Below are 20679 nucleotides of genomic sequence, written 5' to 3'. Positions count from 1 at the left end.
GCCCAGATTGTACCAGTTCAACAACAATATACGAAACAGCCCAGAGACAGCGGGAAACCGGCGTCTCTGGGCGTCTTTCTTCCATCCAGCCTCTGAAGGAGGATCAGAACGTGGCGTTGATACGGCCGTAGTAATAGCCACCAGCGATGCCGATACCGGAAGAGTCCGTGTCGTAAGCATTCGCCCCGAGGTAGTTAAGATACTTGGTCAGACGCCGTGGGCGCTGGTTGAAAATGTTATTGGCGCCCACGGCGAAGTGCCACATGTGATTGAGACGGTACCCAACCTCAAGATCCGTCAGCCAGACTGGCGTATTCTTGAACTGCCCCCAGCAGACATTGGAATACTGAAGGCTCTGCCCCTTGCAGGTCAGGCTTGCAGGCGTCTGATCCTGATAGGTCAGCATGGACGTGGTTTCGCCGTAGCGCGTCTGACGCACGTTCACATCCCACTTTCCGATCGTCCAATACGCATTCAGGATGATCTTGCTGCGCGGAGAGGTAGACGTCAGATACGCGATGCTCTGTTCATTCAGGTATGGGTTGCCCTGAGAATTCGTATTGATGTGATTGACGCGCGTCCGGTTCAGGTTGAGCGCCATGGTCAGATCCAGGTTCCCATACTGGTGCATGTGGAACATATAATCGGACTGGATATCGAGACCCTGTGTGCGGGTGCTTCCAACGTTTGCGAAGTAGTTTGCCGAAACGTCCGCATTCGTAATGCCTGTCGGCAGCGTAGCACCCGTCATGTCGATAGCGGAAATGGCCGTATCGCCATAAATGGAACCCGCACCGGAAATACGATCCCGAATATTGATCTGATAAACGTCTGCGGAAATGTGCCAGCCATTGACCGGCTCAAGCACCACACCACCCTCAGCACTTGTAGAGCGTTCTGGCTTCAGGTTTTGAGCGCCAAGACTACGCCCCGCAGCACTGGATGTGGCAAGGAGGCCCGAAGCGCCTGTCGGTGAGACGTTCAATGAGCTGAAGTGTTCTTCGGGGAGAGTTGGGGCGCGGAAACCATTGCTGATCGTGGCCCGAACGGCGATCCGTTTCGTAATGTCATACCGTGTGGAAACTTTACCATTCTCGGTATTCCCAACGTCCGTGTAGTGCTCGAAGCGGCCCGCAAAATCGAGATCCCAGTGCTTCAGCGGATGGAAGTCACCATCGAGGTAGGCGGCCCAGACGTCACGGCTCCACTTGCCAGAGTTTTCCGGCATCAGGCCCGCATAGCCCTGCGTTCCACCCTGGGTATAGGACGCAATTTCGCCCGGCCAGATCTGATAGGTCTCCAGGCGGTGCTCACCACCGAAGGCCACCGTCACAGGAACCAGGTTGGCAATTTTCAGCTGACGGCGGAAATCAAGGTTGTTCGTCCACTGAGACAGGCGATAGGTCTCGGCACGAACCGTCGTTGGGGAGGTTCCGGTTTCCGCAATCAGGTTCGGGTTAGCTGTGTGCTTGTTCCCGATATCATTTTCATCAGCACCATAAGTCGAGCTCAGATCCCAGGAAAACCCAAGGAAATTGTCACCTTTAAGCCCCAGGGTTGCGGCGTAATCGTTCTCCTCGATGGTTTCGAGCGGAGAAAACCCATACGGATACAGCGTCGGAGCCACAGACGGCATACGATAGTTTTCATAAGCCTCGGAATGACGGTGGGCATAGGTAATGAGGCCGTATCCCTTCACACCTTCCGTCAGCGTCTTCCCGAACTCGATGCTGAGGTTTTCACGAGTTTCTTCCGGTGTGCTCAGGATCTTGTTGGAGTTATGCGGAACATCAAATCCCTTGTATTCGGGATTCCCCGGAACCGTCCGAACGTCCGTCGTGTTCGGGACCATATGATCGGTGTGGTACATCTGCCCGCTGATATGGACATAACCGTCCCCCAGGAAACCGAAGCCACCATCAGCACCAAGCTGATACTGCCAGCCATCACCGTTGTAGGCATTCGCGCCAGTCTGGGCGGTCATATTCAGGCCATGCGGCGTCTTTTTCAGGATAATGTTTACAACACCGGCGATTGCGTCCGAGCCATACATGGCCGCCGCGCCGTCGCGCAGAATTTCAATATGATCAATTGCAGAGGCCGGGATCATGTTCAGATCGACCGGCGTTGAGCCCTGCTGCGGACCAGCATCAGCATAGATATTGGCTGTCGTATGACGGCGCTTTCCATCGACGAGAACCAGAACTTCGTTCGGGTTCAGACCACGCATCCGGATGGAGGACGTCAGGGCACCAGCGTCGCTTCCCATCGCGTTGACCGTGATGGACGGGTCAGTACGAACAATCGCGTCTGCGAGGTTCATCTGGCCAGAACGGCGGAGCGTCGCTGCCGTGAGAACACTGATCGGGCTCGTTGAATCCCGGGCGCGGCGGTTGAACGCATGCGTTCCCGTGACGATCATCTGCTCATTTGTATTGCTATCAACTGCATGAGGGCGGCGCGGCGTGGCGGCAGCCTGACGGACGACTGTTTTCTTCCCTGTGGTTTTGGTCGTCACCTTCGCAGGAACTGTGGTGCGGGTTGATTTATGCACGGCAGCAGAGGCCTGATGTACTGGGTGCATGACCGTAACGATTGTTGTAGCGAGAAGAAGTGACTTGAGGCGCATTCAGGCAGTCCTAATCAGATCTGGTGTTCAGTTCAGATTAGAAACGTTTTAAAGTGTGTCTACCGATTATTCCGGCCTTGAATGTATCACAAGATTTCTAGTGCATAAATGCCACACCCCAAGAGACCAAAACGAAACTTTTGGACCCCAGAGGGTGGCATCAGGAAATTTCAGGAAACTGTAGGAGCCTTCAGATCAGGACCGCAATATTGCCCATCGCCCGGGCGATTGACCGGAGGAGACATGAGGCTTTCGGGCCACGGCGTGTCAGACGGAGAATCCGATACGACCGCAGTTCGTCCACGAGGCAGACATTCCGGCATTTCTGCTTGAATGCGACGCAGCATGCGTTCGCGGATATCACAGGACAGGTTCCACATATTTCCTGCATCCGCAGCCCCTGCGATCATGCGGATGGAAATGACCTGAGCATTGCTGTCTGCAATCTGGCAGGCAATGGAGGAACGGTCCTTGTCCCAATCCGGGCAGTGCTCGATTTCTTCCATGAACATCGCCCGCAAACGGTCCATCGGTGTGCGATAATCCAGCCAGAGAAAGATGGAGCCGATCAAAGACTGCGAACTATGAGTCCAGTTCTGGAACGGGTTTTCGAGGAAATAGGAAATGGGCACGATATAACGGCGACGATCCCATGTCCGCAGGACGACATAAGTCGCATTAATCTCCTCGACCCAGGCCCAGTCCCCGTTCAGGATCAGCATATCTTCCATGCGGATCGGCTGGGTGATGGCGATCTGAATACCCGCGATCAAATTGGACAAAGCCGGCCGGGCGGATAGACCCACGATCAGGGAGGCCGCACCGGCAGAAGCAAAGAGCGAAACGCCAAATTTCTGAACGGAATTGAAAACCATCAGAGACGCGGCAACAGTCAGGACCCCAAAAGTGATCTCAATCAGGCGACGGAGCACCCGGATCTGCGTCTGATGAGAGCGGACCGTGATGTCATCCACATTCTCCTTGGAACTGATCCGGTTCAGGTACTGATCAGTCGCCAGGCGAAACGCCCTGATAATGCCGAAGCCAAGATTCATGATGAACAGGCAGGCCAGCACATGAGCGAGAAGCTTTTCTGTCTCGGGAGAGAAGCCTTCCGTCGCTGGCAAAGCTGCACTGGCGGCTATGATCATCAGAAAATAGCGGACATTCATCCTTAACCTGATGGTTAAAGCATGAATGAACTGGATCTTCCTTAGGCCCGGCAGGCGGGGCAGCGCATCCGTGATGATCCGACTGAACAGGAGGGCGAACAGCGCGGCTGCAATCAGCAGAAGAACAGAACCCAGCGGGTCAGGCAGCCAGTCGAACTGGTGACGAAGGCTGGACATTGAGTCCACATAATTCTGTCTGAACATTGGTCTCCCTAGACGATCACCTGTCATCCACCATCAGGTCACGCGGAGGCTGCATCCTGAGCGAATGAAATGCTGTTAGCGGTGTCCATCAGCACGCATTCGGCCAAGAACATCAGACTACAACCCCAGGCGGACCAAACTGTTCCCGAAATACGAACCGCTCTATTTTCACTATTTTAATAAGTTTTAATTTTTTTGAACGATGCATGTTGCCGAAATGAGACACTCACCTGCTGTCTTTTTAACCGTACTGAATACCAAACAGCCACAACAAAATTTTTGACTGAAAATCTATATTTTTCAGACTTTTCAATTCTTTATAACAACAAACCACAAACAGCGATTTATGTTGTTATTTAATGTTTTAAACATATTTTATTGGTTGTTTCATATTATAACTATTTGGTGTAGTTTTATGGCCGCCGCCACTTCCGTTCTGTCATCTGTGTTTTCCTTTGCTCTGCTCATGTCAGGTACCTCGGCCATTGCCCTGGCAGCAGACCTTCAGGACGCGCATTCTCAAGCCGGGCACAAGCCATCAGGGAAGCCCCGTCATAACGGACACTCCAAGCCTGCCCCTTCGCCCCACAAGCAACCCAACGCAAAAAGCGAAAGCGTTACGGTTCTCGGTCATGCCCATCAGGCTGACGGCGGAGCGCTAGGGACACGCCGTGTTCTGGATACGCCATTTTCAATCAAGGTCGTGACGGCAGCAGAACTTCAGGAGCGGCAGGTCAAATCGCTGGCACGCGTTTTCTCACAGGATGCATCGGTCATTTCAAACGGCGACACGTATTCGTTCAATGCCTATTCCGTCACGGTCCGGGGCGTACCGCTTGATGATTACAACGGCTACAAAATCAACGGCACACCCTTCTTCATGACGACCGTGGAACTCCCACTTGAGTCGTTCGAGGCGGTGCAGCTTCTCAAGGGCGCTTCCGGTTTCATGTACGGCTTCAACGCGCCCGGCGGCATCATCGACTTCCAGACCAAGAAGCCAACAGACGCGCGCACATTTTCCTTTGATGCAGGATACAGCTCAGGCGCTGTAGGCAGTCAGCACATCGACACAGGTGGGCGCCTTTTCCGAAACGATATTGTTGGATATCGCCTGAACCTCACCCACGAAAATGGCGAAACCTATAACGGATCGCACGTCACGCGCTTTTCAGGCTCCCTGTCCACGGATGTGCGGCTGGCTCACAACCTGCTGTGGACCGCTGACGCCATTTACCAGGACCGTCAGGTCCGTGGCGGCGTGCAGGACTTCTTTATTGATGATCCGTCAGCCTATGGCAGCAATCGTCTTCCCGATGCCATCAGCGGACACAAGAACCTGACGGCATCTCCGGCAAGCATGTTTACGTCCCACACCCTGTTTGTCTCAACCGGGCTGCATTGGGACATTACAAAGAACTGGACCGCGCGCATCGATTACAGCCACAGCATGGACTATCGCCGCTACCGCGGGGAGTGGATGTCCCTGCAGGATCAGGGTGGCAACTATGACACCTATATGAGCACCAATCCCGGAAGCTGGGCACAATATGATCAAGTTCAAGCCATTCTGGAAGGCAAGTTCCGGACGGGTTTTATCCGGCATGATTTCACGATGGGAGCGGCCTGGCAGGGACTTAGCAAATACCTCCCCTATGATTCCGATTATGTGAATATCGGAGGACAGAACCTCTACTCTCCGATCACAAGCCGCTCTTATAGCGGAAGCTGGGACACCGCGACCTATCGCAATTATCGTTCCGATCAGGTCGGTCTTTTCGGCAGCGACACCCTGACGTTTGATAAACACTGGTCACTCCTCGCCGGCATTCGCTTTACCGATTTTCATCAGCTGACATGGAAGTCTTCCGGAACAAAAACAGCGCTGCGCACTACACCTCTGACACCGACTGCCGCCCTGATGTTTCATCCATGGAAAGACACCACAATTTACGCCAGTTACGTTCAGGCACTGGAAAACGGTGGAACCGTGGGGGACACATACAAGAACGCGCGTGAAACTCTGCCGCCCATCCGTTCCGATCAGGTTGAAGTGGGTGCAAAGATCGCTCGCCAGAACTGGGATCTGACCGGTGCGCTCTATCGCATCACGCGTGGCGCGCAGTATGCAAACTCTGAGAATGTCTATGTCTCGAACGGCACAGTCACATATCAGGGGGCAGAACTCAGCGGCCATGTCGATCTGCCATTCGGCATTACCCTGACGGATAGCCTTGGTGCCGAAGGCGGCAAATACAGCAAGGCAGATGCCAGCGTTAAAGGGAACAAGATCGAGGGCATTCCGCTGTTCCAGAATGTGTTCCAGCTGACGGACCGTATCCCGGGCGTGCCTGGTCTCTCGGCAACTGCGGAAGTCCATTATACCGCGTCAATGTGGGGCGACAGTTCCAACGCCTTCCATGTTCCCAGCTATACGCTGCTCAATCTGCGGGCCAGCTATCGCACCAGCATTGGTCGTCACAAGGTGACCCTGCGTGCTGAACTCGATAACGCCACGAACCTTCATTACTGGGGCTTTCTGGCCTCTGATTACTTCTTTGTTGGCACGCCGCGCGCCGTTTTCCTGAACGCACGCTTCGATCTCTAATCTCTTCTGCCTCTCCCTGCCCTCTTCCGCTCCACACGTCACAGGAGTAGGACAGGGGCAGGGAGATGAGCACGATGACCAAGACACATTACGACCTGTGCATTAACGGAGCCGGTCCTGTTGGCGCGACACTGGCCTGTCGTCTGGCAGCCGAAGGTGTGCGGGTTCTGCTCATTGACCGTGCAGCTCTCCCAGGCATGGAAGACCCTTCTCTTGACGGCCGGGCCTACGCCATTGCGGAAGGCTCACGCCAGATGCTGGAAGCCGCGGGCATCTGGGACAATCTTCCCGGTGTTTCCCAGCCGATCCGTGAAATCCGCGTCTCGGATGGCCGCCCGCACGAGGCTCCCTCACCGCTTTTCCTGCATTTCGGTGTGGACGATGCCCCTGAAGGCATGAATTTCGGATGGATGGCAGAAGCACGCGATCTGCGTCTCGCCATTAACCGGACACTTGAACAATACGAGACGCTGGACGTCCGCGCGCCAGACACAGGAACCTTCACGTTTCACCCGGATCATGTGTCGATCCGTCTGGCATCGGGTTCGACCGTAACGGCCAAACTGGCTGTGGCGGCTGAGGGGCGTCGTTCTCCATTGCGCGACCAGGCCCGCATCGGCCTGACCAAACTTCCTTATCATCAGTGCGGTATCGTTGCGACAATTGCGCATGAAAAGCCTCATGACGGCGTGGCGCTGGAACAGTTCCTGCCCGAAGGACCTTTCGCCCGACTGCCAATGCCAGGAACGGCTGAACATCCGCATCGATCCGCTATTGTCTGGGCGGAAGGCGAAGGTCGCGCCCAGCGCTTCCATGACCTCCCCGATGAGATCTTTGCCCGCGAAATCCGTGCACGCATGGGCGATGAGGATCTGGGCGCCATCACACCTATTGGCCGCCGCTGGATTTATCCGCTGTCGGCGCAGTATGCGCAGACATATATTGCGCCGCGTCTGGCTCTCGTTGGAGATGCGGCTCATGGTATCCACCCGATCGCAGGTCAGGGCCTGAACATCGGTTTTCGGGATGTCATCGCTCTGGCAGACCTGCTGATTGAAGCCCATACGAAACGTACAGATCCGGGAAGCCGGGATCTTCTTGTCCGCTATCAGCGCCGAGCCCGGCCCGGCAATATGGCCATGCTGGCCGCCACGGACATTCTGGAACGTCTCTTTGGCAACGATAATCCGGTTCTGCGGCGCGTGCGTGACCTCGGCATTGCGGGCGTTCATCGCCTGCCCCGCCTGAGACGCGCCTTTGTTCGCAAGGCGATGGGCGTATGAGTTCAACCGTAAATCTCGTTAAACTCTGGCAGGAAATGCAGTCCCAGGCATGCAGTTGCCATGATCCGCTGATTCAGGATGTCTTCGCGACCAACATCGGGGATCATGCCGACTTCAGCTCAGCACTGGCTTCTCTACTAGGGACAAAGCTGGCTGACCGCTCCATTTCGGCCACAGCCATCACGCGTCTTGTTGCGTCAATTCTTCAGGACGTTCCGGCAATTGCAGAAGCCGCAGCGGAAGACATCCTCGCGATCCGGGATCGGGATCCTGCCTGCCCTGACCTTGTCACGCCTTTCCTGTTTTTCAAAGGCTGGCAGGCATTACAGGCTCATAGGGTCTCACACCATCTGTGGCAGAGAAACCGCCGACATCTAGCCTATCACTTTCAGAGCAGGGTAAACGAACTGTTCTCAATAGACATTCATCCCGCCGCCCGACTGGGACGCCGCCTGAGTATCGATCATGGAACGGGAATCGTCATTGGAGAAACCTGCATCATTGAAGATGACGTCTCCCTTTTTCAGGACGTCACGCTTGGCGGAACAGGAAAACTGAGCGGGAACCGCCATCCGATCGTTCGCCGGGGCGCCATGATCGGTTCCGGTGCAAAAGTTCTGGGCCGTCTTGTTATTGGTGAAAATGCCCGGATCGGCGCAGCCTCCGTCGTTCTGGAAGATATTCCAGCCAACGCAACCGCGGTAGGGAATCCAGCCCGGATTATTGGCACGCCAAAGGCAACGTCATTTCCTACGACAACCAACCCTGCTCACCCTGTCGCTTGACGGCGAGGAGCCGCAGGCTGCCTCTTCCTGCCCAGACGATTGTTTCGATATGAAACAGGAATGTATCCTTAATTAACTTTAGTAATCACTAAGAAACAGAGTGTGTATTACTGTTATCTGCGTATGATAATTATGCAACAGCGTGCCTTTATGGCATCCCTGCTGGTTATTTCCGGATAGACAAAGTTCTGAGACAAAAACATTACTAAGGAGATCTCAGAAATATAGTCTGACTGTGAGCCCACATGATTCTTAATCGACGCAGGGAGCTGCTTCTGTGCGCTTCCGTTCTCGCCATGGGACTGGAAGCGACTGCAACAGCGGACGCCCAGACCGCTACGAGCACGCATCACCGTGCGTCCTCTCATCGCACAACAACGCACGCCAAGGCGGCTGCCACGCCCAGGGTTACGACACAGGCACCGGTTCAGACAGCTGCACCAGCTGCGACAACGCCTGCCTTGACCGCTCAGGTAAATCGCCGTCGTGCCGTTACTTCGATCGATTCAGGCCGTTCTGAAAGTGTTGTCGTCACGGGCTCTGCCCTGAGCACGTCCAACAACTCAAACGCGAACCCGGTCCAGATCGTGACCAGCAAGCAGATTGAGCAGACAGGTGCCACCACGATTGGTGATTACCTGCAGCGCCTTCCGTCCATGGGCTCGTCTGGCACAACAAATAGCCAGACCAACGGCACAGGCGGCTCCTCCTGCATGGATCTGCGTAACCTTGGGCAAAACCGCGTTCTGGTTCTGATCGACGGCAAGCGTGCTGCCATCAATGGCAACAACAGCTGCTTCGACATGAACACGATCAACGTTCATCAGGTTGCCAGCATTGAAATCCTGAAGGATGGCGGTTCCGAGCTTTATGGTGCTGACGCTGTTTCCGGCGTTATCAACATCAAGCTTCGCCACGACCTCAACGATGCGAACCTCACGGTTCGTGGGGGTATTGGCACCGATCGCGGCGACGGCCAGACAGGCATGATTTCCGGCTATAAGGGCTGGAACTTCGATCATGGCAAGGGCAACGTGACGCTTTTCGGGTCTTACATGACCTCCAGTGGCATCCAGCAGCGCAACCGCTCATGGGCGAACCCCGTTCAGATCAACAACCCTCTGAGTGCATCTGGACTGTCCTTCGGGTCCGGTTACCCGACCGGTGGCCTGTATCAGACAGACAGCGGCAATTATGTTGGCAGCGAAAGCGGTGCGCTACACACCTATTCCAAGGCTGACCGATACAACTACGGTAACGATCAGTCCCTGACCAACTCCCTTCAGAACGCGACACTGTCGTTTGATGCTCATTACGACATCAACCGTCATTTCACGCCATATCTGAACTTTAACTACGCACACCGTAATTCGTCCACGACGATGGCCCCTATTCCGGTGGCTGGCAGCATTTACCCGTCCTCGCTGCCAACGGCGCTCTACATTCCCGCAAACGACCCCTACAACACGCTCGGTGAAGACGCTTACATGTCCAAGCGTATGGGGGAGTGGGGCAATCGCCGCAGCGAAACTGCCACGGATACCTACACGGGTATTGCGGGTGTGAAGGGTGAAATCACCCATGGATGGAACTACGATCTGTCCTACACCTATGGCTGGAACCAGGTCATGCAGCAGACGTCTGGCGTTGGTAACTACGCCAAGCTGCTGCAGACATACGGCCTGCAGCAGGACACCCCGGGTGATGCTGACAGTACGCTGAGCTACAATCCATCGGTTTGTAATGCTGCCGCCGGTTGCGTTCTGTCCAACCCGTTTGGCAAGCTTTCACCGGAAGCTGCAGCTTACTCCAACTACACATCGCATGATCACTACTATTACCAGCTGCGTGACCTGAACCTGCGCATCAACAACAACCATGTTGTTCACATGCCATGGAATAACGGTGGCGACCTGGGTCTTGCGCTGGGTATGGAGCATCGTGGTGAACAGCTTGCCTATCACCCGGATCCGCTGGTCGAAGCAGGTCAGACGCTGACGAACTCTGCGTCTTACACCGGCGGCGGCTTCAACGTTTCTGAAGGTTACATCGAAGGCAAGGCGACACTGCTGCACAACGCATTCCTCGCCAAAGATCTGACGATCGATGGTCAGGGACGGTACTCGGCCTACAATACGTTTGGTGGCACGAAGAACTGGAAGGTTTCCATCAACTGGGCACCGATTCAGGACATCCGCTTCCGCGCAACGCTCGGTACGTCTTATCGTCAGCCGAACGTTTATGAGCTGTATGGCGGTCAGTCCCTGGGATACGCCTCAGCAACGGATCCGTGTGATTCCGTACAGGCAGCATCCTACGGTGCACAATCTCCTGTCGTAGCAGCCACTTGCGCACGTCAGGGCATCAACAGCAGCACGTTCTCGTCCAACTTCTCCGGACAGTCCCCAACGTTGTATGGCGGCAACTCCAAGCTGCGTCCTGAGACGGGCCGGACCTACACGATCGGTACGGTGATCACGCCGCGCTGGATCCCGGGTCTGTCTGCGTCCGTTGAATACTGGCACTACACGCTCAAGAACATGATCACGTACCTGAGCAGCCAGTACATCATGGATCAGTGCTATACGGGCACGAACACGTCTTACTGTGATCGTATTACCCGTGTTGCAAGCACCGGGCAGCTGAATGCTGTGACGTCCATGTATGACAACATTGGCGGCCTGAAGACAAGCGGTATCGACTTCGACCTCGACTACCGTATCCGTGTCACGCAACACGATGTCCTGACGCTGTCCAACAACTTCCAGCAACTCGTCAGCTATCTGCAGCAGAATGAGGCTGGTGGTCAGTGGTACAACTATGCTGGCCGCATGATGTATCAAACCGGCAACGGCAACCCGCGCGTTCGTGACTATGCAACGGTTGGCTGGCAGCACGGTGCGTTCGGCGTGACGTACATGATGCAGTACATGGGCGGCATGGTCTGGAATGACGGCACGACAGATCTGAAGCGTGCCAACGGTTATGGCCGCACCAGCACCCCAGGCATCTTCTCACATGATGTGACGGTGTCCTATCGCTGGAAGAGTTGGAACTTCGAAGGTGGTGTGAACAACCTCCTCGACAAGAAGCCGCCGTTTGTTGCCAGCGCAACGGACAACAGTGCAGCTGCGCTGTATGGCAACCTCTACATGGGACGTTACGTCTTCCTGCAGGCAGGCGTGAACTTCTGACCCTGATCACTTAATCAGCAAAAAAGGGCGGTCCGAAAGGGCCGCCCTTTTTTTGTTATTGATACGCCCTGGAACTTACTGGTTCGAGAACCTGAACGTCGTTGTGTAGTCGAACGTCTGGCCCGGCTTCAGTTCCGTCGTGGGAAAAGACGGATGGTTTGGACTGTCTGGATAGTGCTCGGCTTCAAACGCGATAGCGTCTGTCTGGCGATAAGCATGGCCGGAAATCCCTGCATACCCACCGTCCAGTGAGTTGGACGTATAGACCTGTAGCCCCGGCTGGTTGGTCAGAACTTCCATGCTGCGGCCCGAGCGTGGGTCATAGACTTTTCCAGCCAGACGCGGAGCCTGTCCGTATGCTCCGTTAACGACCCAGTTCATGTCGTAACCACGTGCATACATCATCTGGATGTCATTGCTGCGGAGGCGTGCGCCCACTTCAGTTGGCTTGCTGAAGTCCAATGGTGTGCCTGCAACGGGGGCAAGCTGGCCCGTCGGGATCGAGGTGCTGTCGGTTGGGGTATAGCTGTCTGCGTTGATCTGAAGGATTTCCGGCTCGATGCTGCCAGAGCCTTCGCCATTCAGATTCCAGTAGCTGTGATTCGTTAGGTTCAGAACCGTCGGCGCATCGGTTGTCGCCACATAATGCAGTGACAGAGCATTGTCGTTGCCCAGCGTGTAGGTCACGCGCGTCGTCAATGTTCCGGGAAAGCCCTGGTCACCGTTCGGACTGACCAGCTTCAGCGTCACATAGGAGCCGCTTGCAGAGACGCCTGTCTTTTCAAGCGTCCAGACGTTTTTGTCGAACCCCTTTTTTCCACCATGCAGAGCATTTGGGGCAGCCGTAATGTCCGTGTGGTAGATTTTCCCGTCTACCGGGAAGCTGCCGCCTGCGAGACGGTTTGCGTAACGGCCGATAATCGCCCCGAAGAACAGTCCACCCTTGGCGCTATCGACGGTGTATCCCTTGAGATCGCCAAACCCGAGGACGATGTCCTGCGGGTGGCCATTACGGTCCGGCGTCTCAACAGATTGAATAATGCCGCCATAGGTAATGACGCGTACCGTCACATTATGGTCATTCTTCAAGGTGATGATACGAACAGGCTTCCCATCGGGCGTGTTACCCCATGGCTGAGAGAGTGAAGTTGGACGCGCCTGAGCAGCCCCAAGAGACAGGCCAACTAGGGCCACGGTGGCAAAAAGCGGTGCTTTGCAGGCAGAAAATCTGGACACTGGAAAATTCCCTGGTGTTGAGTTGCCGCCACACTGCTCTCAAAATATTTCAGCCGTCAAAGTCGCCGGAGTGTCCTTTTGACGTCTGGATCGTTAAAGGATCTCGTCCCTTCCCTGTGTCGTAATTTGGATACATAGAGGGGTGCAGCTTGGCACAGTATAGGCTATGACTACGGCCTTCCGCAGTTTTCCGCGACGGACGGCTCATGGCTCCGCCGGCGGCACACCAATTGAATGGGAACGGATTTCGAAAATTTCCGTTTTCAGATGAAGTCTTTGTGAGCACGCCCGCGGAGTGGGGTTTTTGAGGAATGGTTATGGACTCTCGGCAGGACAGAATCGGTATCAGGGCGACGCGCTCGCGTCGTGGCAGAGCCATTGCAGGCGTTTTGGCACTGCTGACGCTGGGGGCCTGTGGCTCCCTGCATAATCCCCCGCCGAAAGATCCGGACGACCTTGCTGATTACAAGGCTGCCAACGATCCGTACGAGCCGCTGAACCGGAAAATGTATAACGTCCAGATGTGGGCTTATCACGTGGCTTTGCGCCCCGTGGCCAAAGCCTGGATCTGGGCTGTTCCGAAACCGGTGCGGCATAGTATTTCCAACATCAATGAAACCTGGCGTGAGCCTGCGGTGTTCTTCTCTGATGTAGGGGCTGGAAAGCCTCGTCGTGCGGGTGATTCGTTCATGCGCTTCACGATCAACATGAGTGCGGGAGTGGCCGGTTTCTTCGATGTTGCCAGTCTGGTCGGGTACAAACAGCATGAGACTGACCCGGGGATGACCATGGGAACATGGGGCGTAAAGAGCGGCCCATACCTCTTCATTCCGTTCGTTGGTCCCAGCAACTTCCGCGATGGCGCAGGCTATGCGATTGGTCAGGCTCTCACCCCGATCAATTATGTGCCAAGAGGTTATGGCCTGCTGACATTCAACTGGGCCTACAATATTCTTGGAACGGTTGATGGCTTTGCCAACAGTGTGGATCAGATCGATCATCTGGAGCAGGACAGCCTTGATCCGTACTCCTACGTCCGCAGTGCCTGGCAGCAGAACCGCCAGAGCCAGATTGACGCTATGACGAACGATCACCGCGCCACCACCCCAGACTGGTACAACTGAGGACAAACGCATGCTTAAAGCCTTTTCGCGCCGGGCCCTTCTTGGTGCTTTTGCTGCAGCCCTCACTTTCGGGGCTGGCGTCGCTCATGCCAATCCGGCGACCGATTTCGTGAATTCCTTTGGTGGCCAACTGGTCAGCATCGTCAATTCTGGCAAACCACTGGGCGAAAAGAAGCGTGAAGTTCTTCCGCTTCTCCAGTCCAACGTAGATATTCAGGGCATTGCCCGCTACTGCCTCGGCCGCTACTGGCGCACCGCCACCCCGGCACAGCAGCAGAAATACCTTCAGCTGTTCGATCAGGTTCTGGTCAACACAATCACGGACCAGATCGGTAACTACCAGGGCGTGAGTTTCCGCGTGACCGGCACAAGCCCGACACCGGATGGCGAACGCGTCAACGCGCTGATTGACCGTCCGGGCCAGCCAGAAGTCAACATGCAGCTCATCATTGGTGGGAACCCACCGAAGGTGGTGGATATGTATGGTGAAGGTGCTAGCCTGCGCATGAATCAGCGCGGCGATTACAGCTCCTATCTGGCACGTCACGGCGGCGATGTTGGTGCACTCAACGCAGCTCTGGAGCGTCAGCTCAGCAATCATCACTGATTGCCATTCTCTCGAGCATGACGATAAGAAAAAGGCCTCCATAACAGGAGGCCTTTTTTGTGCTTTGTCTTACCAGCGAGTTTTATCGGGCAGGCCGCTGCACAGTGACGTGGAAACGATAGATTGTGTCTTTGCCCGTAAAGAGTACGTCTGTTTGTCCGTCATGATGGGCCAGAATTTCTGCGACCTTCTGGGACACGAGATTCACATGCACAACATCCGGCAAGCTGATGGATGCCGTCTGCAGGTTCGGGGGGAGCGCTACGATCTCTGTGCCTCCCACGGCTAAAACCAGCGTACGATCAATAATGTGCATGCCACCCACGACCGATTCAGGGGCCTTGGGGGCGTCAGCCCGTGCGTTCGACAAGACAGCCAGCCCCATGATGACGGCAGAAAATGCCGCTTTTCCAATGTTTTTCAGAAAATCAACCACACTTTATTCCTTAGGAAAAAAATACCGTATGGCTTCAATCAGTAATACCTGACGCGGCAGGAAACAAACGCTCGGTACCCTTTGCGTATCAAGCAGGGGTAATCTCGTAGAGAAACATCGTGTTGCCATCACGCGTAAAGGTATCAACATGCCGCATGCCGATACTGCCGAGTACGACGCGAGAGGCCAAATTGTCTTCCCGAGCCACAGCTACAATCCGTGGCTCCCCTTCATCCAAGACATACCGAATGGCAGCAGCAGCAGCTTCACGGGCAATGCCCCGGCCAGTAGCCCATGGGAAAATTGAGAATCTCAGTCCGATACCGCGCCCATCAGGGCGTTCGTGAACGCCTGTTATTCCGACGAAACGACCATTTTCACGAATAGCAAAGATACCAATGCGGCGCCTGGCCCAAAACGCAACGTCCTCGGCCATTTCCTTTTCCGTATCGAAGCAGCTTCGCACACCGCCAAGCATTTGCCCAAAAGCACCGGCATCAGCCTTGAGAGCAATCATGTCCTCCAGATCCGGCCAATTGACCGGAGTGAGAACCAGACGTGCAGTGCGGAGTTCACGCCCTAACAAGCGGGCCTCCTCAAACCGTCAGAAACCGGGACAGGCGATCCTGTCCCGGTGACGTGCAGAAGGAACGGTCCGTCTCAGCGGGCCAGCGGGCGATATTTGATACGGCTCGGCTCAGTCGCATCCGGACCAAGGCGACGTCGCTTGTCTTCTTCGTAATCCTGGAAATTACCCTCGAACCACTCGACATGACTGTCGCCTTCGAAGGCGAGGATATGCGTGGCCAGACGGTCAAGGAACCAGCGATCATGGGAGATGACCACAGCACAGCCAGCGAAGTCTGCCAGAGCATCTTCGAGGGCACGCAGCGTATCGACGTCAAGATCGTTGGTCGGCTCATCGAGCAGCAGAACGTTGCTGTCTTCCTTGAGCATCTTGGCAAGATGAACGCGGTTACGCTCACCACCCGACAAGATGCCGACGCGCTTCTGCTGGTCAGAGCCCTTGAAGTTGAACGCTCCGACATAGGCGCGGGACGGAACCGTCCGCTTGCCAAGCTGAATGACGTCCGTACCGCCGGAAATCTCTTCCCAGACGGTCTTGTTGCCATCCAGCGTATCGCGGGACTGATCAACATACCCGAGCTTCACCGTCTCGCCGACCTTCAGAGAGCCACCATCCGGCGTGTCCTGACCTGTGATCATCTTGAACAGCGTGGACTTACCCGCACCGTTCGGACCGATCACACCCACGATGCCACCAGGCGGGAGCTTGAAGTTCAGGCCATCGATCAGCAGACGATCGCCAAAGCCCTTCGTCAGGTTCTCGGCCTCGATCACCGTACCACCGAGGCGCGGACCCGGCGTGATAACGATGTCCGCCGTGCCACCAACCTTCTCTGAGTTGGCTGCCAGCATTTCTTCGTACTTGGTGATACGAGCCTGGCTCTTCGCCTGACGTGCCTTAGGCGAGCTGTTGATCCACTCCTGCTCGGCAGCAAGAGCGCGCTGGCGGGAGCTCTCTTCCTTCTCTTCCTGGGCCAGACGCTTGCGCTTCTGGGTCAGCCAGGACGAGTAGTTGCCTTCGAACGGATAGCCACGGCCACGCTCGAGCTCCAGAATCCAGTTCGTGACGTTATCAAGGAAGTAACGGTCATGGGTAATGACCATGACGGTGCCCTGATAGTCACGCAGCGTCTTTTCGAGCCAGCTGACGCTCTCGGCATCAAGATGGTTGGTTGGCTCATCGAGCAGCAGAATGTCAGGCTTCTCAAGCAGCAGGCGGCACAGCGCAACGCGGCGACGCTCACCACCGGAAAGCTTGTCGACCGGGCTGTCTGCTGGCGGGCAGCGCAGCGCGTCAAGAGCGATCTCAAGCTTCCGATCCAGCTCCCAGCCGTCACCGGCATCGATGATTTCCTGCAATTCAGCCTGTTCCGAGAGAAGATTGGTCATCTCCTCATCGGACATGGGCTCAGCGAACAGCATGGAAATTTCGTTGAAGCGATCGAGTGCGCGCTTGAGTTCACCAAAACCGAGAGCGACGTTCTCACCAACCGTCAGCTTTTCATCAAGCTGCGGCTCCTGCTCGAGGTAGCCGATCTTGACGCCATCAGCCGCCCAGGCTTCACCGCCGAATTCCTTGTCGATCCCGGCCATCACCTTGAGCAGCGTGGACTTACCCGCGCCGTTGACGCCGAGAACACCGATCTTCACACCGGGCAGGAAGGAAAGGGTGATGCCCTTAAAGACCTCACGTCCACCCGGATAGGCCTTCGTAAGATCCTTCATGACGTAGACGTACTGGTAGGCGGCCATGATGAGGTCTCCTGTTCGGTGGTGGAGTGCGGAATGAGCGGCGGCAGACAGGCTCGCCAGACAAAATAGAACACCGTGCGCCCGGAGGGACTCGAACCCCCAACCAAGCCGTTATGAGCGGCCGGCTCTAACCAATTGAGCTACAGGCGCGCGGTAGCTGCACGAAATCGCTCACCTGACGCATTTTTGCAAGGGCTGACATGGTGAAATGTCTTTTTTTGCATTATGTGTCAAAACGCCTCCCGTCCCCGACTGGCCTCAGAAGGCCATTGCCGCCGTTTCGAGAAGGCACCTACCGGTTTTCATTATTCTGGGGGAAGACGTGGCTGGACGCTCATTGAAACACATTACAACGCCGCACATTCGGTGATGCAGGCAAGCGCGACAGCTTTTCTGCAAAAATTCCGCTGGCTCTACAGCCCGGACCCGGTCATGGCCGGCTACGCTCTCCGAACTACTCTGACGTCCCTGCTCGCGCTGGGGATTGCCCTGAAGATGGAGCTTGGTAGCCCTCAATGGGCAGCCCTGACCGTCTGGATGGTCGCGCAGGGCACACGTGGGCGCAGTCTGGCAAAGGCGAAGTGGCATCTGTTCGGCATGGTACTGGGCGTGATCTGCGGCGTGATCCTCGTCGCATCCTGCCCTCAGGCGCCCTTGATGTTCATTCTGCTTCTGGCCGCAGGTATCGGGCTGTTCTGCCTGATTGGCACGTTCATGCCGGGGCCGGCTTCCATGACCAACTACCGCATTCACGGTATGCGGGCGACGGGCTTCACTTACGCCATTGTGTCCCTCGATGGGATCGCGGACCCACACCACATTTTCGAAATTGCCAGTTCGCGCGCGACATACATTGTGCTGGGCATTGTTCTGGAAGCATCAATTTCCGGGCTGTTCCAGCTCGGCCTCACGAAACGAACGCGCCAACAACTCACCAGCACATTTGAAGACACTCTAAAGCCAGCGCTTTCAACCATCGCAGACATTCTTGCAGGCAAGACTGATGCTCTGGAAACCATGCAATCTGTCTTCACCCGCATCACCACTTTGGGGGATCAGGTTGAATTCGCTGAGGTCGAGCTGGGACGACAGGATCATGCGGGCGATCATACGCGCGCCGCGCTTGCGAACATCGCTGTTCTCCTGGCGCGGGCCATGGACCTTGCCACGCTGATGCGTCTTCCCCTCAGTCAGGATGACGCGTTTCTCGAACAGGCTAAAGCGATTCAGCACATGTTTCTCGCCTTACCCGCGAGGCTGGAGAGCACCGAGAGCATGGACGCAATTTTGACCGACCTGCGAGACATCAGGCGGGACTGCCGACGCCGGGTCGTAGAAGATTTCGATACTGTTCTTCCCAAAGCAGAAGACCGCGCTGCCATGCTTCGCCATGGCATGTTGCAGCAGTCTCTGGTCGAACTGATTGATGCGTTGAGAATGGCCCTGCGGCAGTTCGAAGCCAGCCGCAATCCTCAGCCTCACGATCATTTCCATGAGCCCATCCGCTCCTACCGGGACTGGCGGCAGGCCATCGTTAACAGCCTCCGCTCATCGGTGACTGTCTTTGGGGCGGGCGTAATCTGGATTGCAACAGCGTGGCCCAGCGGCCTGACATTCATCATGTTTGTAGCGATTGCGTGCAGCCTGTTCTCAACACTGGAGCGCCCGGCCCTCGCCACACAGGCCTTTTTGCATGGCGCCTGCTGTGCCGTTTTGGCTGGGGGCGTGCTCGATCTGCTCTTGCTGGGAAAACCCACAACATTCGAAATGCTCGGAATGTGGTCTGGCGTTGCCATGATGCTGGGCGGGCTGGCCTTCGCCTACCCGCCACTGACGCTTCCGGCCGTCTCTTACAACCTGTTCCTGCCCATCCTTCTAGGCCCTTCCAATCAGGGCCGAACGGATGAAATCGTCTATTTCAATACGGCCATGCCGCTCGTTCTGGGCCTGCTTTACACATCATGGATGTACCGTGTTTTCCTGCCCTATGACCCAGCGCACCAACGCTGGACCATGCGCGAACACATCCTTCAGGACCTGCATCACATTGCAGAAGGGAAAACGAACGCCACGCTTGATACAGTGGTCTCACGCAACGTGGATCGCTTCGTTCGCCTGATGACCAATTCAGGAAATACACCGTCTCCTGTGGTCCACGCCTATCTGGCGGGAATTCTTTCCGCGATGCGCGTCATGCTGAACCTGCTTCGACTGCGCGCCATCGACCATGATGCGTCTCTCAACCCCCGTGCACATCAGGCGCTTGAACTGGTGCTGGCCCGGATGAGTCATTTCAGTGGTCGTTATCATGGACATTACGGACGGACGCTCCGCGCCACCCTCCTCGCCATTCAAAGACTGCGAGACTGTGAGACAACCGAATCGCGCCCCCGCCAGCGCTTCGTGTTGATTGCCGCCCTCACCGCTCTGGACGTCATTGCGACGGAACTGGACACCAACAAGATATTCTTTGACACAAAAAACCCCTATCTCGACCCGCCGGTTTGAGTGCTCACGAAGAAATGTTCTGAAATAGACTTTTCTTTTCACGAAAAGGGGGGAAATGTTCCGTTTCAACCGCGGAGTGCCGCGGGAAGACAGGGTCTTCAGAAAGGATACCGTCATGTTTCGTCGTATCGTGCCCGCTCTCGGCCTAGCTCTTGGCCTCGGCGTGATGTCCACGGCTGCTATGGCCCAGGAACAGTCGCCACCGCCTCCTGCTGCCGTTCAGGGCACGCCTGGCAAAGATTTCACGGGCGTCTCTCCTGCCAATCTTGCAGGAATCATGAACTACTGCATCGAACTGCAGTATCTCTCTTATGATGAAGGCAACCCGGCTCTTTACGGCCTGAGCGAAAAGTACAAGGCCACCGAACAGACGGTTGGCAATGAAGACTATGCTCTTGGCACCTCTGGTTTCTTCAACAGCAACGGCAAGCGCTATTATCTGGTGGCCTACACCAACGAAGATGACCGTCGCGCAGCCTGCCACAATGCCCTGAAGGCCGCACAGCCGCTTCTCTGACCCTGACTTTCCGAGTTTATCGGCTTCTACGAACGC

14 protein-coding genes and 1 tRNA gene are annotated in these 20679 nt (G+C 55.8%); 8 read left to right on the top strand and 7 right to left on the bottom strand.

What is annotated here, in order from left to right; translation table 11 throughout:
- Positions 1–103: 103 nt before the first annotated feature.
- Together KP708_RS01795 and KP708_RS01790 are read right to left on the bottom strand one after the other, a co-directional pair.
- A complete protein-coding gene (locus tag KP708_RS01795; protein ID WP_215750026.1) occupies positions 104–2629 on the bottom strand; it encodes a TonB-dependent siderophore receptor in 2526 nt (841 codons plus the stop codon).
- A 170-nt stretch (positions 2630–2799) separates the two neighbouring features.
- Positions 2800–3978, bottom strand: a complete 1179-nt coding sequence (locus KP708_RS01790) for a mechanosensitive ion channel family protein (protein ID WP_252347338.1) — start codon at positions 3976–3978, stop codon at positions 2800–2802.
- 442 nt (positions 3979–4420) lie between these two features.
- Here KP708_RS01790 and KP708_RS01785 point away from each other — a divergent pair, with 442 nt between their 5' ends.
- The 4 genes from KP708_RS01785 to KP708_RS01770 all read left to right on the top strand — a co-directional run bounded on the left by KP708_RS01785 (position 4421) and on the right by KP708_RS01770 (position 11875).
- Positions 4421–6613, top strand: coding sequence for a TonB-dependent siderophore receptor (locus KP708_RS01785; protein ID WP_215750022.1), 2193 nt, complete (start codon positions 4421–4423; stop codon positions 6611–6613).
- Between the two features lie 65 nt (positions 6614–6678).
- Positions 6679–7896 (top strand): UbiH/UbiF/VisC/COQ6 family ubiquinone biosynthesis hydroxylase, encoded by a 1218-nt coding sequence (locus tag KP708_RS01780; RefSeq protein ID WP_215750020.1) that lies wholly within the window; start codon positions 6679–6681, stop codon positions 7894–7896.
- Positions 7893–8681: a serine O-acetyltransferase gene (cysE, locus tag KP708_RS01775; RefSeq protein ID WP_202207107.1), complete on the top strand. Its 789-nt coding sequence runs from the start codon at positions 7893–7895 to the stop codon at positions 8679–8681. Before KP708_RS01780 ends, cysE begins: the two co-directional genes overlap by 4 nt.
- A 245-nt stretch (positions 8682–8926) precedes the next feature.
- Positions 8927–11875, top strand: coding sequence for a TonB-dependent receptor domain-containing protein (locus KP708_RS01770; RefSeq protein WP_215750018.1), 2949 nt, complete (start codon positions 8927–8929; stop codon positions 11873–11875).
- 75 nt (positions 11876–11950) lie between these two features.
- On the opposite strand, the gene KP708_RS01765 is transcribed toward KP708_RS01770, so the two are convergent.
- The gene (locus KP708_RS01765) at positions 11951–13111 is read right to left on the bottom strand and encodes an aldose epimerase family protein (protein WP_215750016.1); all 1161 of its coding nucleotides are present in this window, start codon (positions 13109–13111) and stop codon (positions 11951–11953) included.
- Between the two features lie 317 nt (positions 13112–13428).
- Here KP708_RS01765 and KP708_RS01760 point away from each other — a divergent pair, with 317 nt between their 5' ends.
- Together KP708_RS01760 and KP708_RS01755 are read left to right on the top strand one after the other, a co-directional pair.
- Entirely contained in the window at positions 13429–14235 is an 807-nt protein-coding gene (locus tag KP708_RS01760) for a VacJ family lipoprotein (RefSeq protein ID WP_202207104.1), read from the top strand.
- Positions 14236–14245: 10 nt separating this feature from the next.
- Complete coding sequence (locus tag KP708_RS01755) at positions 14246–14842, top strand: phospholipid-binding protein MlaC (protein ID WP_202207103.1); 597 nt, start codon at positions 14246–14248, stop codon at positions 14840–14842.
- Between the two features lie 82 nt (positions 14843–14924).
- Here the strand turns inward: KP708_RS01755 and KP708_RS01750 are convergent, their stop codons facing one another.
- The 4 genes from KP708_RS01750 to KP708_RS01735 form a co-directional block, all read right to left on the bottom strand.
- Complete coding sequence (locus KP708_RS01750) at positions 14925–15278, bottom strand: pilus assembly protein N-terminal domain-containing protein (RefSeq protein WP_215750014.1); 354 nt, start codon at positions 15276–15278, stop codon at positions 14925–14927.
- An 88-nt stretch (positions 15279–15366) separates the two neighbouring features.
- Positions 15367–15864 carry a GNAT family N-acetyltransferase gene (locus tag KP708_RS01745; RefSeq protein WP_215750012.1) on the bottom strand — a complete coding sequence of 166 codons (498 nt, stop codon included), beginning with the start codon at positions 15862–15864 and terminating at the stop codon, positions 15367–15369.
- Positions 15865–15938: 74 nt separating this feature from the next.
- Positions 15939–17618 (bottom strand): energy-dependent translational throttle protein EttA, encoded by a 1680-nt coding sequence (gene ettA, locus KP708_RS01740; protein WP_064274625.1) that lies wholly within the window; start codon positions 17616–17618, stop codon positions 15939–15941.
- A gap of 76 nt (positions 17619–17694) precedes the next feature.
- Positions 17695–17768, bottom strand: a tRNA-Ile gene (locus KP708_RS01735).
- A 219-nt stretch (positions 17769–17987) separates the two neighbouring features.
- Here KP708_RS01735 and KP708_RS01730 point away from each other — a divergent pair.
- Together KP708_RS01730 and KP708_RS01725 are read left to right on the top strand one after the other, a co-directional pair.
- Positions 17988–20126: an FUSC family protein gene (locus tag KP708_RS01730; protein ID WP_215750124.1), complete on the top strand. Its 2139-nt coding sequence runs from the start codon at positions 17988–17990 to the stop codon at positions 20124–20126.
- A 115-nt stretch (positions 20127–20241) separates the two neighbouring features.
- Positions 20242–20643: an alcohol dehydrogenase gene (locus tag KP708_RS01725; RefSeq protein ID WP_202207099.1), complete on the top strand. Its 402-nt coding sequence runs from the start codon at positions 20242–20244 to the stop codon at positions 20641–20643.
- Positions 20644–20679 lie beyond the last annotated feature (36 nt).

Source organism: Gluconobacter sp. P5H9_a (genome assembly GCF_018812085.1).
Taxonomy (GTDB): Bacteria; Pseudomonadota; Alphaproteobacteria; order Acetobacterales; family Acetobacteraceae; genus Gluconobacter.
This window is presented reverse-complemented; position numbering and strand designations above follow the sequence as displayed.